This window comes from Streptomyces sp. NPDC042102 (assembly GCF_055582305.1).
This window is the reverse complement of the sequence record NZ_JBVJDL010000014.1, coordinates 1-18,486: the sequence shown is the minus strand read 5'-3', so window position 1 is coordinate 18,486 and position 18,486 is coordinate 1. Positions and strand designations below refer to the sequence as shown.

Annotated in this window: 2 protein-coding genes and 1 pseudogene; all 3 read right to left on the bottom strand. The window is 76.3% G+C overall.

Annotated elements, in window-relative coordinates:
• Positions 1 to 25: 25 nt before the first annotated feature.
• Positions 26 to 11,335, bottom strand: coding sequence for a type I polyketide synthase (locus tag ACZ6KO_RS31590; protein ID WP_469307410.1), 11,310 nt, complete (start codon positions 11,333 to 11,335; stop codon positions 26 to 28).
• A 59-nt stretch (positions 11,336 to 11,394) separates the two neighbouring features.
• Positions 11,395 to 16,326, bottom strand: a pseudogene (locus ACZ6KO_RS31585) (type I polyketide synthase); the annotation flags it as partial.
• Positions 16,327 to 16,372: 46 nt separating this feature from the next.
• Positions 16,373 to 18,486 (bottom strand): acyltransferase domain-containing protein (locus ACZ6KO_RS31580; protein ID WP_469307409.1); only part of this gene is annotated, 2,114 nt, incomplete at its 5' end.

Below are 18,486 nucleotides of genomic sequence, written 5' to 3'. Positions count from 1 at the left end.
TCTCCGGATCTGAGGCTTCGCGGGGTCAGTGGGTGTCGCCGTCCAGGGCCAGGGAAACGAGATCGTCGAGGTCCATCGTGGCGATCGAGTCCTCCCGTGCCCCGGCGTCGTCGGCCGAGGCCGGCTGCGCGGCCGCGCTGCCGGCCAGGCGCAGCAGCGTGTCCAGCACGCCCGCCTCGCGCAGCCGGGCCAGCGGGACGGTGGCCAGCGCCCGCCTGATGTGTGCCTCGTCGAGCCCGCTGTCCGCGACCCCCGCGCCGGTGCCGGCCGCGGCGGCCGCCTCGGCCTCCGGGGCGAGTTCGGCCCGCAGGTGGCCGGCGAGCTCGGCCGGGGTGGGGTGGTCGAAGACGAGCGTCGCCGGCAGGCGCAGGCCGGTGGCGCCGCCGAGGCGGTTGCGCAGCTCGACCGCGGTCAGCGAGTCGAAGCCGAGCTCCTTGAAGGCCCGGTCGGCCTCGACGGCGCCGGGGCTGCTGTGCCCGAGGACGGCGGCCACGTTGGTGCGGACGACGTCGAGCAGGACCTCGTGGCAGCGTTCGGCGGTGAGGCCGGCGAGCTTTCGGGTCAGCGCGGCGCCGTCCGGTTCGGCCGTGGCGGCCGTCGTGCCCGCCGCCCGCCGGACCGGGGTACGGACCAGCGCGCGGTAGAGGGCGGGCAGGGCCGCGCCGCCCGCGGAGTCGCGCAGGGCGGCCGGGTCGAGGCGGACGGGGACGGCCAGCACCTCGTCCTGGTCGACCGCCGCGTCGAACAGGGCCAGGCCCTGCTCGGCGGTGAGCGGGGTGACGCCGCCGCGGCTGAAGCGGGCGAGGTCGGTGTCGTCCAGGCCGGCGGTCAGGTCGCTGATCTGGTGCCACATGCCCCAGGCGAGCGAGGTGGCGGGCAGGCCCTGGGCGCGCCGGTGGTGGGCGAGCGCGTCCAGGTAGGTGTTGGCGGCGGCGTAGTTGGCCTGGCCGGAGTTGCCGGTCACACCGGCCGCCGAGGAGTACAGGACGAAGTGGCGCGGGTCCAGGTCGCGGGTCAGCTCGTGGAGGTTCCACGCGGCGTCCACCTTGGGGCGCATGGCGCGCTCCATCCGCTCGGGGGTGAGCGAGGCGAAGACGCCGTCGTCGACGACGCCGGCGGCGTGCACGACCCCGGTGAGCGGCCGGTCGGCCGGTACGGCGGCCAGCAGGGCGGCCAGCGCCTCGCGGTCGGCGGCGTCGCAGGCCACGACCTCCGCCGAGCCGCCCAACTCGGCGATCTCGGCGACGAGTTCGGCCGCGCCCGGGGCGTCCGGGCCGCGGCGGCCGGTCAGCAGCAGGTGCCGTACGCCGTGCTCGGTGACCAGGTGCCTGGCCAACAGGGCGCCGAGGGTGCCGGTGCCGCCGGTGATCAGGACGGTGCCGGCCGGGTCCCAGGCCTGCGGGACGGTCAGCACGAGCTTGCCGGTGTGCTTGGCCTGGCTCATGAACCGGAAGGCCTCCGGCGCCCGCCGGATGTCCCAGCTGCGCGTCGGCAGCGGCGTCAGCGCACCGGACTCGAAGAGCTCCACGAGTTCGGCGAGCATGGCCGCCGTGCGCTCCGGACCCGCCTCGGCGAGGTCGAAGCGGCGGTAGCCGACGCCGGGGTGGTCCTGGGCGACCTGCTCGGGGTCGCGTACGTCGGTGGCGCCGAGTTCGACGAACCGGCCGCCGCGCGGCAGCAGCCGCAGCGAGGCGTCGACCAGCTCGCCGGCCAGGCAGTCCAGGACGACGTCGACGCCCTCGCCGCCGGTGGTGGCCAGGAACCGCTCCTCGAAGGAGGCGTCCCGCGAGGACGCCAGGTGCGCCTCGTCCAGCCCGGCGGCCCGCAGAGCCTCCCACTTGCCCTCGCTCGCCGTACCGAACACCTCGGCACCCAGGTGCCGGGCGATCTGCACGGCCGCCGAACCCACCCCGCCCGCGGCGGCGTGGATCGCGATCCGCTCGCCCGCCCGCAGCCCGGCCAGGTCCACCAGCGCGTAGTACGCGGTGAGGAAGGCGGTCGGGGCGGCGGCGGCCTGCTCGAAGGTCCAGCCGTCGGGGATGCGGGCCACCATCTGCGCGTCGGCGACGGCCAGCGGACCGAAGGACTGCGGGACCATGCCCATGACCCGGTCCCCGACCGCCAGGTGCGTCACCCCGGGGCCGGTCTCGACGACCACGCCGGCCGCCTCGCAGCCCATGAAGCCACCGCCGGGGTACATCCCCAGGGAGACCAGCACGTCACGGAAGTTGAGGCCGGCCGCGTGCACAGCGATACGGACGCCGCCCTCGGGCAGTGCCTCGGCGGCCTCGGGCCGCGGCAGCAGGGCCAGGTTGTCGAGGGTGCCGGCGGCGGTGGTCTCCAGGACCCAGGGGCCCTCGGCCGGCGCGGCCAGGGAGGCGGCCGTACCGGCCCGCACCAGGCGGGGCACCAGGGCGGTGCCGGCCCGCAGCGCGGTCTGCGGCTCGTCGTGGACGAGGGCGCCGGCCACGGCGCCGCGCAGGGCGGCGGCCGACTCCCGCGTTCCGTCGAGGTCCGCGATCAGCAGCCGGCCCGGGTTCTCGGCCTGCGCCGAGCGCAGCAGGCCCCAGGCGGGGGCGTGGGCGAGGTCGGTGACGTCCTCGCCGGTACGGGTGCCCACCGCGCCGCGGGTCACGACGACCAGCCGGGATCCGGCGAACCGCTCCTCGGCCACCCATTCCTGAAGGGTGGCCAGCAGCCCTGCCGCGGCGGCGTGGGTCTGCGCGAGGGTGGCGCCGGCTCCCTCGTACGGCAGGACGACGGTCTGCGGGAGCGCGGCGGCGTCGGCGGTATCGGCGGCGAGGGCCGCGAGGTTCTCGTGGCGGTCGACCACGGCGCCGGAGCGCTCCAGGGCGGCGGCGAGCCCGGCCGGGTCGGTGCCGAGCACCGCCCAGTTCCCGGCGGCCGCGGGGTCGGCGCCGCCGGGCAGCCCGGTCCACTCCAGGCGGAACAGGCCGTCGGTGCCCTCGCCCGCGCCCGGCCGCAGCGCGGCGGTGTCGACGGGGCGCAGGACGAGCGCGCCGACGGTGGCGACGGGCGCACCGGCGGCGTCGGCGACGTCCACCGCGACGGTGTCGGTGCCGGCGGCGCTGACGCGGACGCGCAGGGTGCCGGCGCCGGCCGCGTGCAGCGTGACGCCGCTCCAGGCGAAGGGCAGCCGGGCCCGGCCGGTCAGCTCGATGAAGTCGCCGAGCCGCATGGCGTGCAGGGCGGCGTCGAGCAGGGCCGGGTGCAGGAGGTACTTCGGGGCGTCGCCCTGGTGGCCGTCGGGCAGGGCGACCTCGGCGAACACGTCGCCGGTGGCCGTCTCGCGCCAGGCGGCGCGCAGGCCCTGGAAGGCGGGGCCGAACTGGTAGCCGGTCTCGGCCGCGGCGGCGTAGAAGCCGTCGAGGTCGACGGGCTCGGCGCCCGCGGGCGGCCAGGCCGTCAGGTCGCGGCCGGCCGCGCGGCCGCCCTCGGCGAGGTCGCCGCTGGCGTGCCGGGTCCAGGGCCGGCCGGCGGGCGCGTCCTCGGCCCGGGAGTGGATGGTCACCGTACGGCGGCCGGAGCCGGTGTCGGGGCCGACGAGCACCTGGAGGTGGACGCCGCCGCGCTCGGGGAGGACCAGCGGGGCCTCCAGGGTGAGCTCCTCCAGCTGTCCGCAGCCGGCCTCGTCGCCGGCGCGGACGGCCAGTTCGACGAAGGCGGTGCCGGGCAGGATCGGGGTGCCGGAGACGGCGTGGTCGGCGAGCCAGGACTGGGTGTCCGGGGCGATCCGGCCGGTGAAGAGCAGCCCTTCGCCGCCCGCGAGGGCGACGGCGGCGCCGAGCATGGGGTGTCCGGCGTCGGCGAGTCCGAACCCGGTGGCGTCGCCGGAGTACGGCGGCAGCGGGTCCGGCCAGAAGGACTCGTTCTGGAAGGCGTACGTGGGCAGGTCCACGCGCCGGGTGGGGTGACCGGCGTGGACGGCGTCCCAGTCGACGGTGACACCGCGGGTCCAGGCCTCGGCGAGGGAGGCGAGGAAGCGCTGCGGGCCGCCCTCGTCGCGGCGCAGGGTGCCCTGGGTGACGGCGGACGTACCGGCGTCGTCGATGGTCTCCTGCACGCCGACGGTCAGGACCGGGTGCGCGCTGGTCTCGACGAACACCTTGTGGCCGCGCTCCAGCAGGGTGGCGACGGCGTCCTGGAAGCGGACGGTGGTCCGCAGGTTGGTGTACCAGTAGGTGGCGTCGAGCTCGGAGCCTTCGGCCCAGTCGGCGGTGACGGTGGAGAAGAACGGGATCTCGGCGGTGCGCGGGGTGATGCCCGCGAGCACCGAGACGACCTCGTCGCGGATGGACTCCACCTGCGGACCGTGCGAGGCGTAGTCGACGTTGATGCGGCGGGCCCGCACCCCGTCGGCCTCGCAGGCCGCCAGCAGCTCGTCGAGGGCCTGCGGATCGCCCGAGACGACGGTGGAGTTCGGGCCGTTGACGGACGCGAGCGCCAGCCGCTCGCCCCACGCGGCGACACGTTCCCCGACCGCGTCGGCGGTGTCGGCGACCGAGACCATGCCGCCCCGGCCGGCCAGGGCCAGCAGGGCCTTGGCGCGCAGGGCGGACACCTTGGCGGCGTCCTCGAGGGAGAGCGCGCCCGCGACGGCGGCCGCGGCGATCTCGCCCTGGGAGTGGCCGATCACGGCCGCGGGCTCGACACCCGCCGCCCGCCACAGCTCGGCCAGCGAGACCATCACGGCCCACAGCGCGGGCTGGACCACGTCGACGCGGTCGAAGCCGGGTGCGCCGTCCTTCTGGCGCAGCACGTCCAGCAGCGACCAGTCCGTGTACGGCGCCAGGGCGCGCTCGCAGTCGTCGAGGCGGGCGGCGAACGCGGGCGCGGAGTCGTACAGTTCCACGGCCATGCCGGCCCACTGGGAGCCCTGGCCGGGGAAGACGAACACGGGACGGCCGGTGCCCTTGAGGACGGCGCCCTCGATGACGCCCGCGCCCGGGGTGCCCTCGGCCAGCGCGGCGAGCGCGGCGAGGCGGCCCTCGCGGTCGTCGGCCTGGACGGCGCCGCGGCGCTCCAGGGCGGCGCGGGTGGTGGCCAGCGCGTGGGCGATGTCGGCGCCGGTCAGGTCCTCGGGGGCGTCGGCGGCGAACTGCCGCAGCCGCTCCGCCTGGCCGCGCAGGGCCCCCGTACCGCGTCCGGAGACGAGCCACGGCAGGGCGGCGGCCGGGAAGGCCGGGACGGTGGGGGTGCGGACCGGCTCCTCGGTCTCGGGGGCCTGCTCCAGGACGACGTGCACGTTGGTGCCGCTGCCGCCGAAGGAGGAGACGCCGGCGCGCCGCGGGCGGCCGGTCTCGGGCCACGGGCGGGACTCGGTGAGGAGTTCGACCGCGCCGGCGGACCAGTCCACCTCGTGGGTGGGCTCGGCGACGTGCAGGGTCTTGGGCAGGACGCCGTGGCGCAGCGCCATGACGGTCTTGATGACGCCGCCGACGCCCGAGGCGGCCTGGGAGTGGCCGATGTTGGACTTGAGGGAGCCGAGCCACAGCGGCTGGTCGGCGGTGTGCGCCCGGCCGTAGGTGGCGAGCAGGGCCTGGGCCTCGATCGGGTCGCCGAGGGTGGTGCCGGTGCCGTGGGCCTCCACGGTGTCGATGTCGGAGGGCTCCAGGCCGGCGTCGGCGAGGGCGGCGCGGATGACCCGCTGCTGGGCGGGGCCGCTGGGGGCGGACAGGCCGTTGGAGGCGCCGTCCTGGTTGGCGGCGCTGCCGCGGATGACGGCGAGGACCTGGTGGCCGTTGGCGCGGGCGTCGGACAGCCGCTCCAGCATGATCACGCCGACGCCCTCGGACCAGCCGGTGCCGTCGGCGTCCTGCGAGAACGCCTTGCAGCGGCCGGACGGGGAGAGCCCGCCCTGCTGGCTGAAGCCGACGAAGACGCCCGGGGAGCACATCACCATCGCGCCGCCGGCCAGGGCCATGGAGCAGTCGCCCGTGCGCAGGGCACGGACGGCCAGGTGCAGGGCGGTCAACGAGGAGGAGCACATGGTGTCGACGGTGACGGCCGGGCCCTCCAGGCCGAAGGTGTACGACAGGCGGCCGGAGGCGACGGCGGCCGAGGCGCCGAAGAGCATCTGGCCGTCGGAGCCCTCGGGCATCTGCACATCGTGGCCGTAGCCGGGGTAGCCGGCGCCGATGAACACGCCGGTGCTGGTGCCCTTGAGGGTGTCGGGGTCGAGGCCGGCCCGCTCGAAGACCTCCCAGGACGTCTCCAGCAGCAGGCGCTGCTGCGGGTCCATGGTGAGGGCCTCGCGCGGGGAGATGCCGAAGAAGCCCGGGTCGAAGTGGGTGGCGGTGTCGACGAAGCCGCCCTCGTCGACGTAGCTGGTGCCGGACCGGGTGCGGTCGGGGTCGTAGAAGCCGTCGAGGTTCCAGCCGCGGTCGGTGGGGAAGCCGCCGATGGCGTCGCGGCCCTCGGCGACGAGCTGCCACATGTCCTCGGGCGAGGCGATGCCGCCGGGGTAGCGGCAGGCCATCGAGACGATGGCGATGGGCTCGTCGGAGGCGGCGGCGGAGGCGGCGCGGGTGCCGGCCGGGCCGTCGGTGGTGTCCTCGTCGCCGAGCAGGCCGGTGCGCAGCAGCGCGGCCAGCGCCTGCGGGGTGGGGTGGTCGAAGACCAGGGTGGAGGGCAGGGTCAGGCCGGTGGCCGCGGTGAGCCGGTTGCGCAGGTCGACGGCGGTCAGGGAGTCGAAGCCGGTCTCCTTGAACGCGCGGGCGGGCTCGATGTCCTCCGGGGAGGCGTGCCCGAGCACGGCGGCGGCCTCGCGGCGGACCAGGTCGAGCAGCAGGGTGTCGCGTTCGTCCGGGGTGGCCCCGCGCAGCCTGCGGGTGAGGTCGGCGGCGGGGCCGTCGCCCTCGGTGTCCGGCTCGGGCGTGGCGCTGCCGGCCACGGCGGCGCGGGCCTCGGGGATGCCGGTGAGCAGGGGGCTGGGCCGGGTGGCGGTGAAGCCGGGCGCGAAACGGGTCCAGTCGACGTCGGCGACGGCGACGAACGCCTCGTCGTGCTCGACGGCCTGCACGAACGCGGACAGGGCGGTCACCGGGTCCATCTCCAGGACGCCGCGGCGGCTCATGTACTCCTGCGCGCCGGCGGTTTCCATGATGCCGCCGCCGCCCCAGGCGCCCCAGGCGACCGAGGTGGCGGTCAGGCCGCGGGCGCGGCGGCGCTCGGCGAGCGCGTCGAGGTGCGCGTTGGCGGCGGCGTACGCGGTGTGGCCCGCGGCGCCCCAGACGCCGGAGTTGGAGGAGAACAGCACGAACGCGTCGAGGGCGGTGTCGCCGAGCAGCTCGTCGAGGTGGGTGGCGCCGGCGGCCTTGCCGGCGAGGATCCGCCCGTACTCCTCGGCGGTGACGTCCTCCAGCACGGTGGACTGGGGGACGCCCGCGGCGTGCACGACGGCCGTGAGGGGGGCGTCGGCGGGTACGGCGGCCAGCAGGGCGGCGACCGCGTCGCGGTCGGCGACGTCGCAGGCCACGGCCTCGGCCTCGGCGCCCAGGTCGCGCAGTTCGGCGACGAGGTCGGCGGCGCCGGGCGCGTCGGGGCCGCGGCGGCCGGCCAGCAGCAGGCGTTCGGCGCCGGCCGCGGCGAGCCAGCGGGCCACGTGGGCGCCGACGCCGCCGGTGCCGCCGGTGACCAGGACGGTGCCGTGCGGGCGCCAGTCGCGGGCGGGCTCGCGGTCGTCGAGGGCGGCGCGGACCAGCCGGCGGCCGAAGGCGCCGGAGCCGCGCAGCGCGACCTGGTCCTCGTCGCCGGCGCCGCCGGCGAGCAGCTGGGCCAGGCGGGTCAGGGCCCGCTCGTCGACGGCCTCGGGCAGGTCGACCAGACCGCCCCAGGTGCGCGGCTGTTCGAGGGCGACGACCCGGCCCAGGCCCCAGACCTGCGCCTGGGCGGGGTCGGGGGCGGCGTCGGAGCGGCCGGTGGCCACGGCGCCGCGGGTCACGGTCCAGGTGCGGGCGGCGTCGAGGCCGGCATCGCTGAGCGCCTGCGCCAGGACGAGGGTGTGCAGGGCGCCGTCGGTGCCCAGGCCCGCGAGGGAGAGGACGCCGGTCACGTCGCTGCCGGCGACGGCCGTACGGATCAGCTCGGCCAGCGCGGCGCGGTCGGCGCCGGGGGTGCGCACGGTGACGGTGGCGGCGCCGTGCCGGGCCAGGGCGGCGGCGCAGTCGGCGGCGAGGGACTCGTGGACGGTGCCGGCGGGCAGGACGACGAGCCAGGTGCCGGTCAGGGGCGCGGCGGCGAGGTCGGCCAGGCGGTCCCACGCGACGCGGTAGCGCCAGGAGTCGACGGTGGAGCGCTCGCGGCGGCGGCGCCGCCAGGAGGACAGGGCGGGCAGCAGCTCGCCGAGCGAGCGGCGTTCCTCCAGGTCGAGGGTGTCGGCGAGGGATTCGAGGTCCTCGCGCTCGACGGCGTCCCAGAAGCGGGCCTCGGCGACGTCGGCGGGCAGGACCGGGGCGGCCTCCTCGTCGGCGGCCGGCGCGGCCAGCCAGAAGTGCTGCTGCTGGAAGGCGTACGTGGGCAGCTCGACGGCGCGCGGGGCCCGGTGGGCGACCAGGGCCGGCCAGTCCACGCGGGCGCCGTGCACCCAGGCCTCGGCCAGCGAGGTCAGGAAGCGGCGCGGGCCGCCCTCGTCGCGGCGCAGCGTGCCGAGGGTGACGGCGGCGGAGGCGGTGGTGTCGATGGTCTCCTGCACGCCGACGGTCAGCACGGGGTGGGCGCTGGACTCGACGAACAGGCCGTGGCCCTCGGCGAGCAGGGCGCGTACGGCGTCCTCGAAGCGGACGGTGGTCCGCAGGTTGGTGTACCAGTACGCGGCGTCGAGCTCGGAGCCCTCGGCCCAGTCGGCGGTGACGGTGGAGAAGAAGGGGACGCGGGTGGTGCGCGGGGCGATGCCGGCCAGCGAGCCGATCACCTCCTCGCGGATGGCCTCGACCTGGGCGGAGTGGGAGGCGTAGTCGACGTTGATGCGGCGGGCCCGCACCCCGTCGGCCTCGCAGGCCGCCATCAGCTCGTCGAGCGCCTCGGGGTCGCCGGAGACGACGGTGGAGTTCGGACCGTTGACGGAGGCGACGGCGAGCCGCTCGCCCCAGCCGGAGATACGTTCCCGCACCGCCTCCGCCGTGTCGGCCACCGACACCATGCCGCCCTTGCCGGCCAGCGCGACGATCGCCCTGCTCCGCAGCGCGGACACCTTGGCGGCGTCCTCGAGGGAGAGCGCGCCCGCGACGGCCGCAGCGGCGATCTCACCCTGCGAGTGCCCGATCACGGCCGCGAGCTCGACCCCGGCCGCCCGCCACAGCTCGGCGAGCGAGACCATCACGGCCCACAGCGCGGGCTGGACCACGTCGACACGGTCGAAACCGGGCGCGTCCTCGCCCTGGCGCAGGACGTCGAGGAGGGACCAGTCGGTGTACGGCGCCAGGGCCGCCGCGCAGGCGTCCAGGCGGGCGGCGAACACCGGTGAGGAGTCGTACAGCTCCACCGCCATGCCCGCCCACTGCGACCCCTGCCCGGGGAAGACCAGGACCACGCCGGTACCGGGCAGGGTGCTGCCCTGGACGACGGAGGTGGCCCCGGGGGCGGAGTCGGCGAGGGCGGCCAGGCCCGGCAGGAAGCCGGCGGCGCCGGCGCCGTCGTCGGCGACGACGACCCCGCGCTGTTCGAGCGCGGCGCGCGTGGTGGCGAGGGAGTGGGCGATGTCGGCGGCGGGGGCGGGGCTGCCGGCGGCGAAGGTCCGCAGCCGGTCCGCCTGGGCGCGCAGCGCGCCGGCGGTCCGGCCGGAGACCGGCCAGGCGGCGAACGGAGTGTCCAGGACGGCGGGTACGGCGGCAGCCTGGTCGGCGGCCGTCGCGCCGGAGCCGGCCTGCCCGGCGGCGGTCGCGCCGGGGGTGGCCTCGCTCGTCGTGTCCGCCTCGGCGGTCGCCGGGGCGAGGTCCTGTTCCAGGATGACGTGGGCGTTGGTGCCGCCGACGCCGAAGGCGGAGACGCCCGCGCGGAGCGGGCCGCCGTCCTGCGCGGCCCACTCGACGGCGTCCTCCAGGAGCCGGACGGTGCCGGCGGACCAGTCGATCTGGCTGCTGGGGGCGTCCACGTGCAGGGTGCGCGGCAGCAGGCCGTGACGCATGGCCATGACCATCTTCATGACGCCCGCCATGCCCGCGGCGGCCTGCGTGTGGCCGATGTTGGACTTGACCGAGCCGAGCCACAGCGGCCGCCCGTCGGGGCGGCCCCGGCCGTAGGTGGCGATCAGGGCCTGGGCCTCGATCGGGTCGCCGAGGGTGGTGCCGGTGCCGTGCGCCTCGACCGCGTCGATCGCCTGCGGGGTCAGGCGGGCGTTGGCCAGGGCCTGCTGGATGACGCGGACCTGGGAGGGGCCGTTGGGGGCGGTGAGGCCGTTGCTGGCGCCGTCCTGGTTGACGGCGCTGCCGCGGATCACCGCGAGGACCTCGTGGCCGGCCCGGCGGGCGTCGGAGAGCCGCTCCAGCAGCAGGACGCCCACGCCCTCGGCGAAGCCGGTGCCGTCGGCTGCCTCGGCGAAGGCCTTGCAGCGGCCGTCGGCGGCCAGCCCCCGCTGGCGGCTGAACTCGACGAACAGGCCGGGCGTGGACATCACGGTGACGCCGGCGGCCAGCGCCAGCGAGCACTCGTCGGCGCGCAGCGCCTGGACGGCGAGGTGGAGGGCGACCAGGGAGGAGGAGCAGGCGGTGTCGACGGTGACGGCCGGGCCCTCCAGGCCGAAGGTGTAGGCCAGGCGGCCGGAGACGACGGCCGCCGCGCTGCCGGTGCCGAGGTAGCCCTCGACGTCGTCCGGGACGGAGTCCAGGTCGGTGGCGTAGCTGGAGGAGGAGGCGCCGACGAACACGCCCGTACGGCTGCCCTTCAGCGAGGTCGGGTCGTACCCGGCGCGCTCCAGGACCTCCCAGGAGGTCTCCAGCAGCAGCCGCTGCTGCGGGTCCATGGCGAGGGCCTCGCGCGGGGAGATCCCGAACAGCTGCGCGTCGAAGCGCGGCACGTCCTGGAGGAAGCCGCCCTCCTTGGTGTACGAGGTGCCGATCCGGTCGGGGTCGGGGTCGTACAGCGCGTCGAGGTCCCAGCCGCGGTCCTCGGGGAAGCCGCCGATGCCGTCCGCGCCGGCGGCGACCAGGTCCCACAGCTGCTCGGGCGAGCCGACGTCGCCGGGGAAGCGGCAGGCCATGCGCACGATGGCGATCGGCTCGGGCTCCTCCAGTTCCTTCACGCGCCGCCGCGCGTTGCGCAGATCGGCCGTGGCCCGCTTCAGATATTCGCGGAGCTTGTCCTCATTGCTCGTGCTCAACGTCTACTCACCTACCGGGAACGGGAAGCCAACAGGGCGCGGGCGCTGCGAGCGCGGGGTCACTGCGTCTCCAGTTCGTCGTCGAGCAGGTCGAACAGCTCGCTGTCGGAGGCCGCGTCGAGGTCGGCGTCGGCGGGCCCGGCGGCCGCGGCGGTGCCGTTCCAGGCCGTCAGGAGGGCCTGCAGGCGGCCGGTGATACGGGCGCGCTCCTCGGCGGTGGCCCCGTCGGCCCCGGTCAGGGCGTTGCCGAGCCGGTCGATCTCGTCGAGCAGCGGTTCCACGCCGTCCTCGTCGCCGAGGAGTTCGCTGCGCAGCAGGGCGGCGAGCAGGACGGGCGTGGGGTGGTCGAAGACCAGGGTGGAGGGCAGGCTCAGGCCGGTGGCGGCGCCGAGCCGGTTGCGCAGCTCGACCGCGCTGAGGGAGTCGAAGCCCAGCTCGCGGAAGGCGCGCTCGGGGCCGACGGCGGCGAGCGCCTCGGGGCCGGCGGTGCCGTGGCCGAGCACGGAGGCGGCCTGCTTGCGGACCAGGTCGAGCAGGATGCGGTCCTGCTCGGTGGCCGGGATGCCGGTGAGCCGGCGCAGCAGGGCCTCGGGGGCGCCGTCGGCCTGCGCGGCCTCGGCGGCGGCGCTCTCCTCGGCCTCGGCGAGCAGCCGGGCGGCCTCGGGGACCATCTCGAACAGGGGGCTGTTGCGTTCGGTGTTGGTGCCCAGCGAGAAGCTGTCCCAGCGGATGTCGATGATGACGGGGCCGGTCTCCTCGTGGTCGAGGGACTGCTGGAGCGCGGCGGTCGCCAGGTCGGCGGGCAGCTCCCAGACGCCCTGGAGGCGGGCGCGCTCCCCGACGCCGTTGTCGGCCATGCCGCTGCCCTCCCAGGTGCCCCAGACCACGGCGGTGGCGGGCAGGCCCTGGGCGCGGCGCTGCTCGGCGAAGGCGTCGAGGAAGGTGTTGCCGGGCGTGTAGTTGCCCAGGCCCGCGGAGCCGTAGGCGGCACCGAAGGAGGAGAAGAGGACGAAGGCGGTCAGGTCCGCGCCCTCGGTCAGTTCGTGCAGGTGGCGGGCGCCCTGCGCCTTGACGGCCAGGACCCGCTCCATCCGCTCGGGGGTGAGGGAGTCGACCATGCCGTCGTCGAGGACGGCGGCGGTGTGGAAGACGGAGGTCAGGGGTACGTCGGCGGGGATCTCGGCGAGGACGCCGGCGAGCGCGGCGCGGTCGGAGACGTCGGCGGCGGCGACGGTCACGCGGGCGCCGAGGCCGGTGAGTTCGGCCACCAGCTCCGCGGCGCCGGGCGCCTCCTGTCCGCTGCGGCTGACGAGCAGGATGTGCTCGGCGCCGGCGCGGGCGAGCCAGCGGGCGGTCTGGGCGCCCAGGCCGCCGGTGCCGCCGGTGACCAGGGCGGTGCCGGCCGGCTCCCAGTGGCGGGCGGGCTCGGTGTCGCCGAGCGGGGCCCGGACCAGGCGGCGGACCAGGACGTTCCAGGAGCGGACGGCGAGCTGGTCCTCGTCGCCGGGCTCGGCGAGCACGCCGGCCAGGCGCCCCCAGGCCTCCGCGTCGGCCTGCTGCGGCAGGTCGACGATGCCGCCCCACAGCCGGGGGTGCTCCTGGACCAGGACGCGGGCCAGGCCCCAGACGGTGGCCTGGAGGGGGCTGGTGAGGGTGTCGGAGTCGCCGACGGAGACGGCGCCCTGGGTCAGCGACCACACGGGCGCGTCGAACTCGGCCAGTTCGCGGACCTGGAGGACGGCCTGGATCAGGGTGACGGTGCCGGCCAGCGCCAGCGGGAGCGCCGGGTGGTCGGGGTGCGGGCGCTCGTCCAGGGAGAGCAGGGACAGGACGCCGCGGACGGTGTCCTCGCCCTCGGCGGCGAGCGCCTCGTGCAGCTGCTGGGCGACGGTGTAGCGGTCGGAGGCCCACACGTCGACGGGGATGCGGACGGTGCGGGCGCCGTGGGCGGCCAGCTGCTCGGCGGCGGCCGCGGCGAGCTCGTCGGCGGCGCCCTCGGGCTCCACGATCAGCCAGGTACCGGTGAGTTCGGGGGCGGCGGTCTCGGCGACCGTCCACACGGTGCGGTAGCGCCAGGAGTCGATGGCCGACTTCTCGCGGCTGCTGCGGCGCCAGGCGGCGAGGGCCGGCAGGGCCTCGCCGAGCGGCTGGTCGGCGCCCACGCCGAGGGGTTCGAGGTTCCCGCTCTCCACGGCCGCCCAGAAGGCGGTGTCGACCTCGTCGCCGCCCTGCGGCGAGACGGTACGGGAAGCGTCCACGGGTGCGGCCTCCAGCCAGTAGGGGCGGTGCTGGAAGGCGTACGTCGGCAGCTCGACGCGGCGTACGCCCTCGGGGAAGACGGTGGGCCACGCGACGGTGGCGCCTCGGGTCCAGGCCTCGGCCAGCGAGGTGAGGAAGCGCTGCGGGCCGCCCTCGTCGCGGCGCAGCGTGCCGAGGGTGACGGCCGCGGCGGCGGCAGCGTCGTCGATGGTTTCCTGCACTCCGATGGTCAGCACCGGGTGGGCGCTGGACTCCACGAACAGGCCGTGGCCGGAGGCGAGCAGGGCGCGGACGCCGTCCTCGAAGCGGACGGTGGTGCGCAGGTTGGTGTACCAGTACGCGGCGTCGAGCTCGGAGCCCTCGGCCCAGTCCCCGGTGACGGTGGAGAAGAACGGCACCTCGGCCGTCCGCGGCTCGATGCCCTCCAGTGCGCCGAGGACCTCGTCGCGGATGGCTTCGACCTGGGCGGAGTGGGAGGCGTAGTCGACGTTGATGCGGCGGGCCCGGACCCCGTCGCCCTCGCAGGCGGCCAGCAGCTCGTCGAGTGCCTCGGGGTCGCCGGAGACGACGGTGGAGTTCGGACCGTTGACGGAGGCGAGGGAGAGCCGCTCGCCCCATGCGGCGATACGTTCCTTCACGGCGTCGGCGGTGGCGGCGACCGACACCATGCCGCCCTTGCCCGCCAGCGCGACGATCGCCTTGCTCCGCAGCGCGGACACCTTGGCGGCGTCCTCCAGGGACAGCGCACCCGCCACCGCCGCGGCGGCGATCTCGCCCTGCGAGTGGCCCAGGACCGCGGCCGGCCGGACGCCGTGGCAGCGCCACAGCTCGGCCAGTGACACCATCACGGCCCACAGGGCGGGCTGGACCACGTCGACGCGGTCGAAGCCGGGCGCGCCGTCCTTCTGGCGCAGCACGTCCAGCAGCGACCAGTCGGTGTACGGCGCCAGGGCGGCCGCGCACTCGTCCAGGCGCGTGGCGAACACCGGCGAGGACGCGTACAGCTCGACCGCCATGCCGGCCCACTGCGAGCCCTGGCCGGGGAAGACGAACACGGGGCGGTCGGCGCCCGGCGCGGGGGTCGCGCCGGTGGTGTCGCCGGAGGCCAGCTCGGTGAGTCCGGCGAGGAAGTCCTCGTGCTTGGCGGCGACGACGGCGCCGCGCACCGGGTGGGCGGTACGGGTGGTGGCCAGCGAGAAGCCGGTGGAGGCGGGGGCGGCGCCGCCGCGGACGTGGGCGAGCAGGCGGGCGGCCTGGTCGCGCAGGGCGGCGTCGGTGCGGCCGGAGAGGATCCACGGCACCGGGGTGCCGTCCTCGTCGGCGGCGAACACCTCGTGCCCGGCACCGGCCTCGGCGTCGGCCTCCTCCAGGATGACGTGGGCGTTGGTGCCGCTGACGCCGAAGGAGGAGACGCCGGCGCGGCGCGGCTCCTCGCCGCGCGCCCACTCGCGGGCCTCGGTCAGCAGCCGCACGCCGCCGGAGGTCCAGTCGATGTGCGGGGAGGGCTGTTCGGCGTGCAGGGTCCGGGGCAGGACGCCGTGGCGCAGCGCCTGCACCATCTTGATGACGCCGGCGATACCGGCGACGGGGCCGCCGTGGCCGATGTTGGACTTGACCGAGCCGAGCCACAGGGGCCGCTCGGCGGGGTGCTCCTGACCGTACGTGGCGAGCAGCGCCTGGGCCTCGATGGGGTCGCCGAGGGAGGTGCCGGTGCCGTGCGCCTCGACGGCGTCGACCTGGCCGGGGGTGAGGCGGGCGTTGGCCAGGGCCCGGCGGATGACCTCTTGCTGAGCGGGCTCGCTGGGCGCGGTCAGGCCGTTGGAGGCGCCGTCCTGGTTGAGGGCGGAGCCACGGATGACCGCGAGGACCTCGTGCCCGTTGCGGCGGGCGTCGGAGAGCCGCTCGACGAGCAGCACGCCCGCGCCCTCGGACCAGGTGGTGCCGTCGGCCTCGGCGCCGAAGGCCTTGCAGCGGCCGTCGGCGGCCAGCGCGCGCTGGCGGCTGAACTCGACGAACGCGGCCGGGCTGGCCATGACGGCCACCCCGGCGGCCAGGGCGAGCGAGCACTCGCCCTGGCGCAGGGACTGCACGGCCTGGTGCAGGGCCACCAGGCCGGAGGAGCAGGCGGTGTCGACGGTGACGGCCGGACCGGCCAGGCCGAAGGTGTACGCGACGCGGCCGGACAGGACGCTGGCCATGGTGCCGGTGCCGATGTAGCCCTCCACGCCGTCCGGCAGGGCGTCCAGCCGGGAGGCGTAGTCGGAGGCGACGGCGCCGACGAAGACGCCCGTGTCGGTGCCCTTCAGCGACAGCGGGTCCAGGCCCGCGCGCTCCAGGGTCTCCCAGGCGGTCTCCAGGAACAGCCGCTGCTGCGGGTCCATGGCGGCCGCCTCGCGCGGCGAGATGCCGAACAGCTCCGGGTCGAAGAGGGTCGCCCCGGTCAGGAAGCCGCCCTCCCGGACGTAGGTCTTGCCGGGCGTGTCCGGGTCGGGGTCGTACAGGTCGGTGTCCCAGCCGCGGTCGGCCGGGAACGGGCCGATCGCGTCCGTACCGGACGCAACGAGGTTCCAGAAGCCCTCGGGGTCGGTGACCCCGCCCGGGAAGCGGCAGGCCATCGAGACGATGGCGATCGGCTCGTGCCCGGCGTCCTCCGCGTCGCGCAGCTGCTGCCTGGTGCGGCTCAGGTCCGCCGTGACGCGCTTGAGGTATTCGCGGAGCTTCTCTTCGTTGCTCGTCGACATGCTCGGTACTCCTCAGTGGATATGGGACAGGAGCAGGTCAGGAAGCTCCCAATTCCTTGTCGATCAGGGCGAAGATCTCGTCGTCCGTGACGGACTCGAGCGCCTCGCCGTCGAGCACGCCCGGCTCGGTCCCGCCGGTCGCGCGCCACTTCCACAGCAGCGCCTCCAGGCGCTTGGTGACGGTGTCGCGGTCCTCGTCGCCGGGTGCCGCATCCGCCAGTACGGCTTCCAGGGCGAGCAGTTCGCGCATCCCGGGCGCCTCGGCCGCCTGGGCGGTGCCCAGCTGGTCGAGGAGGTGCCGGGCCAGGGCGAGGGGGGTGGGGTGGCTGAAGACGAGCGTGGCGGGCAGCGTCAGGCCGGTCGCGGCGGTGAGCCGGTTGCGCAGCTCCACCGCGGTGAGCGAGTCGAACCCGAGCTCGCGGAAGGCCCGGTCGGCCTCCACGGACTCGGTCTCGCTGTGTCCGAGGACGGCGGCGACCCGGGTCCGTACGAGGTCGGTGACGGTGCGCTCCTGCTCCTGCGGGGAGAGCGCGGCCAGCTTCTCGGCGAACGTCCGGGCCTCGGCCGCGTCCTGCGAGGCGGCGGTCCGGCGGGCCGGGGTGCGCGGCGCGGCGGTGGCGTCCGTGGCGCCACCGGCCGCGGCCGCGGCACCGGCCAGTTCCTCGGCGGACACCAGCCGCGAGGCGAACGAGGCCACCGAGGCCACCGGCGCGCCGGTGGCGTCGGCGACGTGGAGGGCCACTTCGTCGGGGCCGACCGGGGTCAGGTGCACGCGCACGCGCGAGGCGCCGGCGGCGTGCAGGCGCACTCCGCTCCACGCGAACGGCAGCCAGGCCGTCCCGTCCTCCGCTTCCGGCCCGCTGACGGCCAGCGCGTGCAGCGCGGCGTCCAGCAGGGCCGGGTGGAGGCCGAACCGGCCCGCTTCCTCCTGCTGCTCGTCCGGCAGCACCACCTCGGCGTACACCCCGACACCGTCGCCCGCGAGCCAGACCTCGGCCAACCCCTGAAAGGCCGGGCCGTACCCGTACCCCGACCCGGCGAGCCCCTCATAGAAGCCGTCGAGGTCCACGCGGCGCGCCCCGGCGGGCGGCCAGGCGGCGAGCGCGCGGCCCTCGGCGGGCTCCTCGGCGCGGGCCAGGAAGCCCTGGGCGTGGCGGGTCCAGGGGCCGTCCCCGGTGCCCGGGCGGCCGTACACGGCCACGGGGCGGTGGGCCGCGGCGCCTTCAGGGGCCCCTACGACGACCTGGAGCTGTACGGGGTCCTCGTCGGGCACGATCAGCGGCGCCTCCAGGGTGAGCTCCTCGAGGGTGTCGCAGCCGGCCTCGTCGCCCGCGCGGACGGCGAGTTCGACGAACGCGGCCCCCGGCAGCACCCGGGCCCCGGCCACCGTGTGGTCGGCCAGCCAGGGGTGGCTGCGCAGCGACAGGCGGCCGGTGAGGACGGTCTGCCCGCCCTCGGCGAGCCGCACGGCGGCGCCGAGCAGCGGGTGGTCGGCGGCCAGCAGGCCAGCGGCGGAGACGTCGCCGGAGCCGCCGGAGCCGGTGACGGTCAGCCAGTAGCGCTCGCGCTGGAAGGCGTACGTCGGCAGCTCGGCGCCGGCGGGCTCCCGGCCCGCGTGGACGGCCTGCCAGGCGACGGTGGCGCCGTGGGTCCACGCCTCGGCGAGCGAGGCCAGCAGCCGCTGCGGACCGCCCTCGTCACGGCGCAGGGTGCCCTGCGTGACGGCCTGCGAACCGGCGGCGTCGATGGTCTCCTGGACCCCCACGGTGAGGACCGGATGCGCACTGGACTCGACGAACAGCCCGTGCCCGCGCTCCAGCAGGCCCTCCACCGCCTCCTGGAAACGGACCGTCTGCCGGAGGTTGGTGTACCAGTACTGGGCGTCCAGCTCCGCGCCGTCCGCCCAGTCACCCGTGACCGTCGAGAAGAACGGCACCTCGGCCGTCCGCGGCTCGATCCCCGCCAGCGCCGAGACGACCTCGTCCCGGATCGACTCCACCTGCGGACCGTGCGAGGCGTAGTCCACATTGATACGGCGGGCGCGGACTCCGTCCGCCTCGCAGGCCGCCATCAGCTCGTCCAGCGCCTCCGGATCACCGGAGACGACCGTGGAGTTCGGCCCGTTCACCGAGGCCAGCGCCAGCCGCTCAC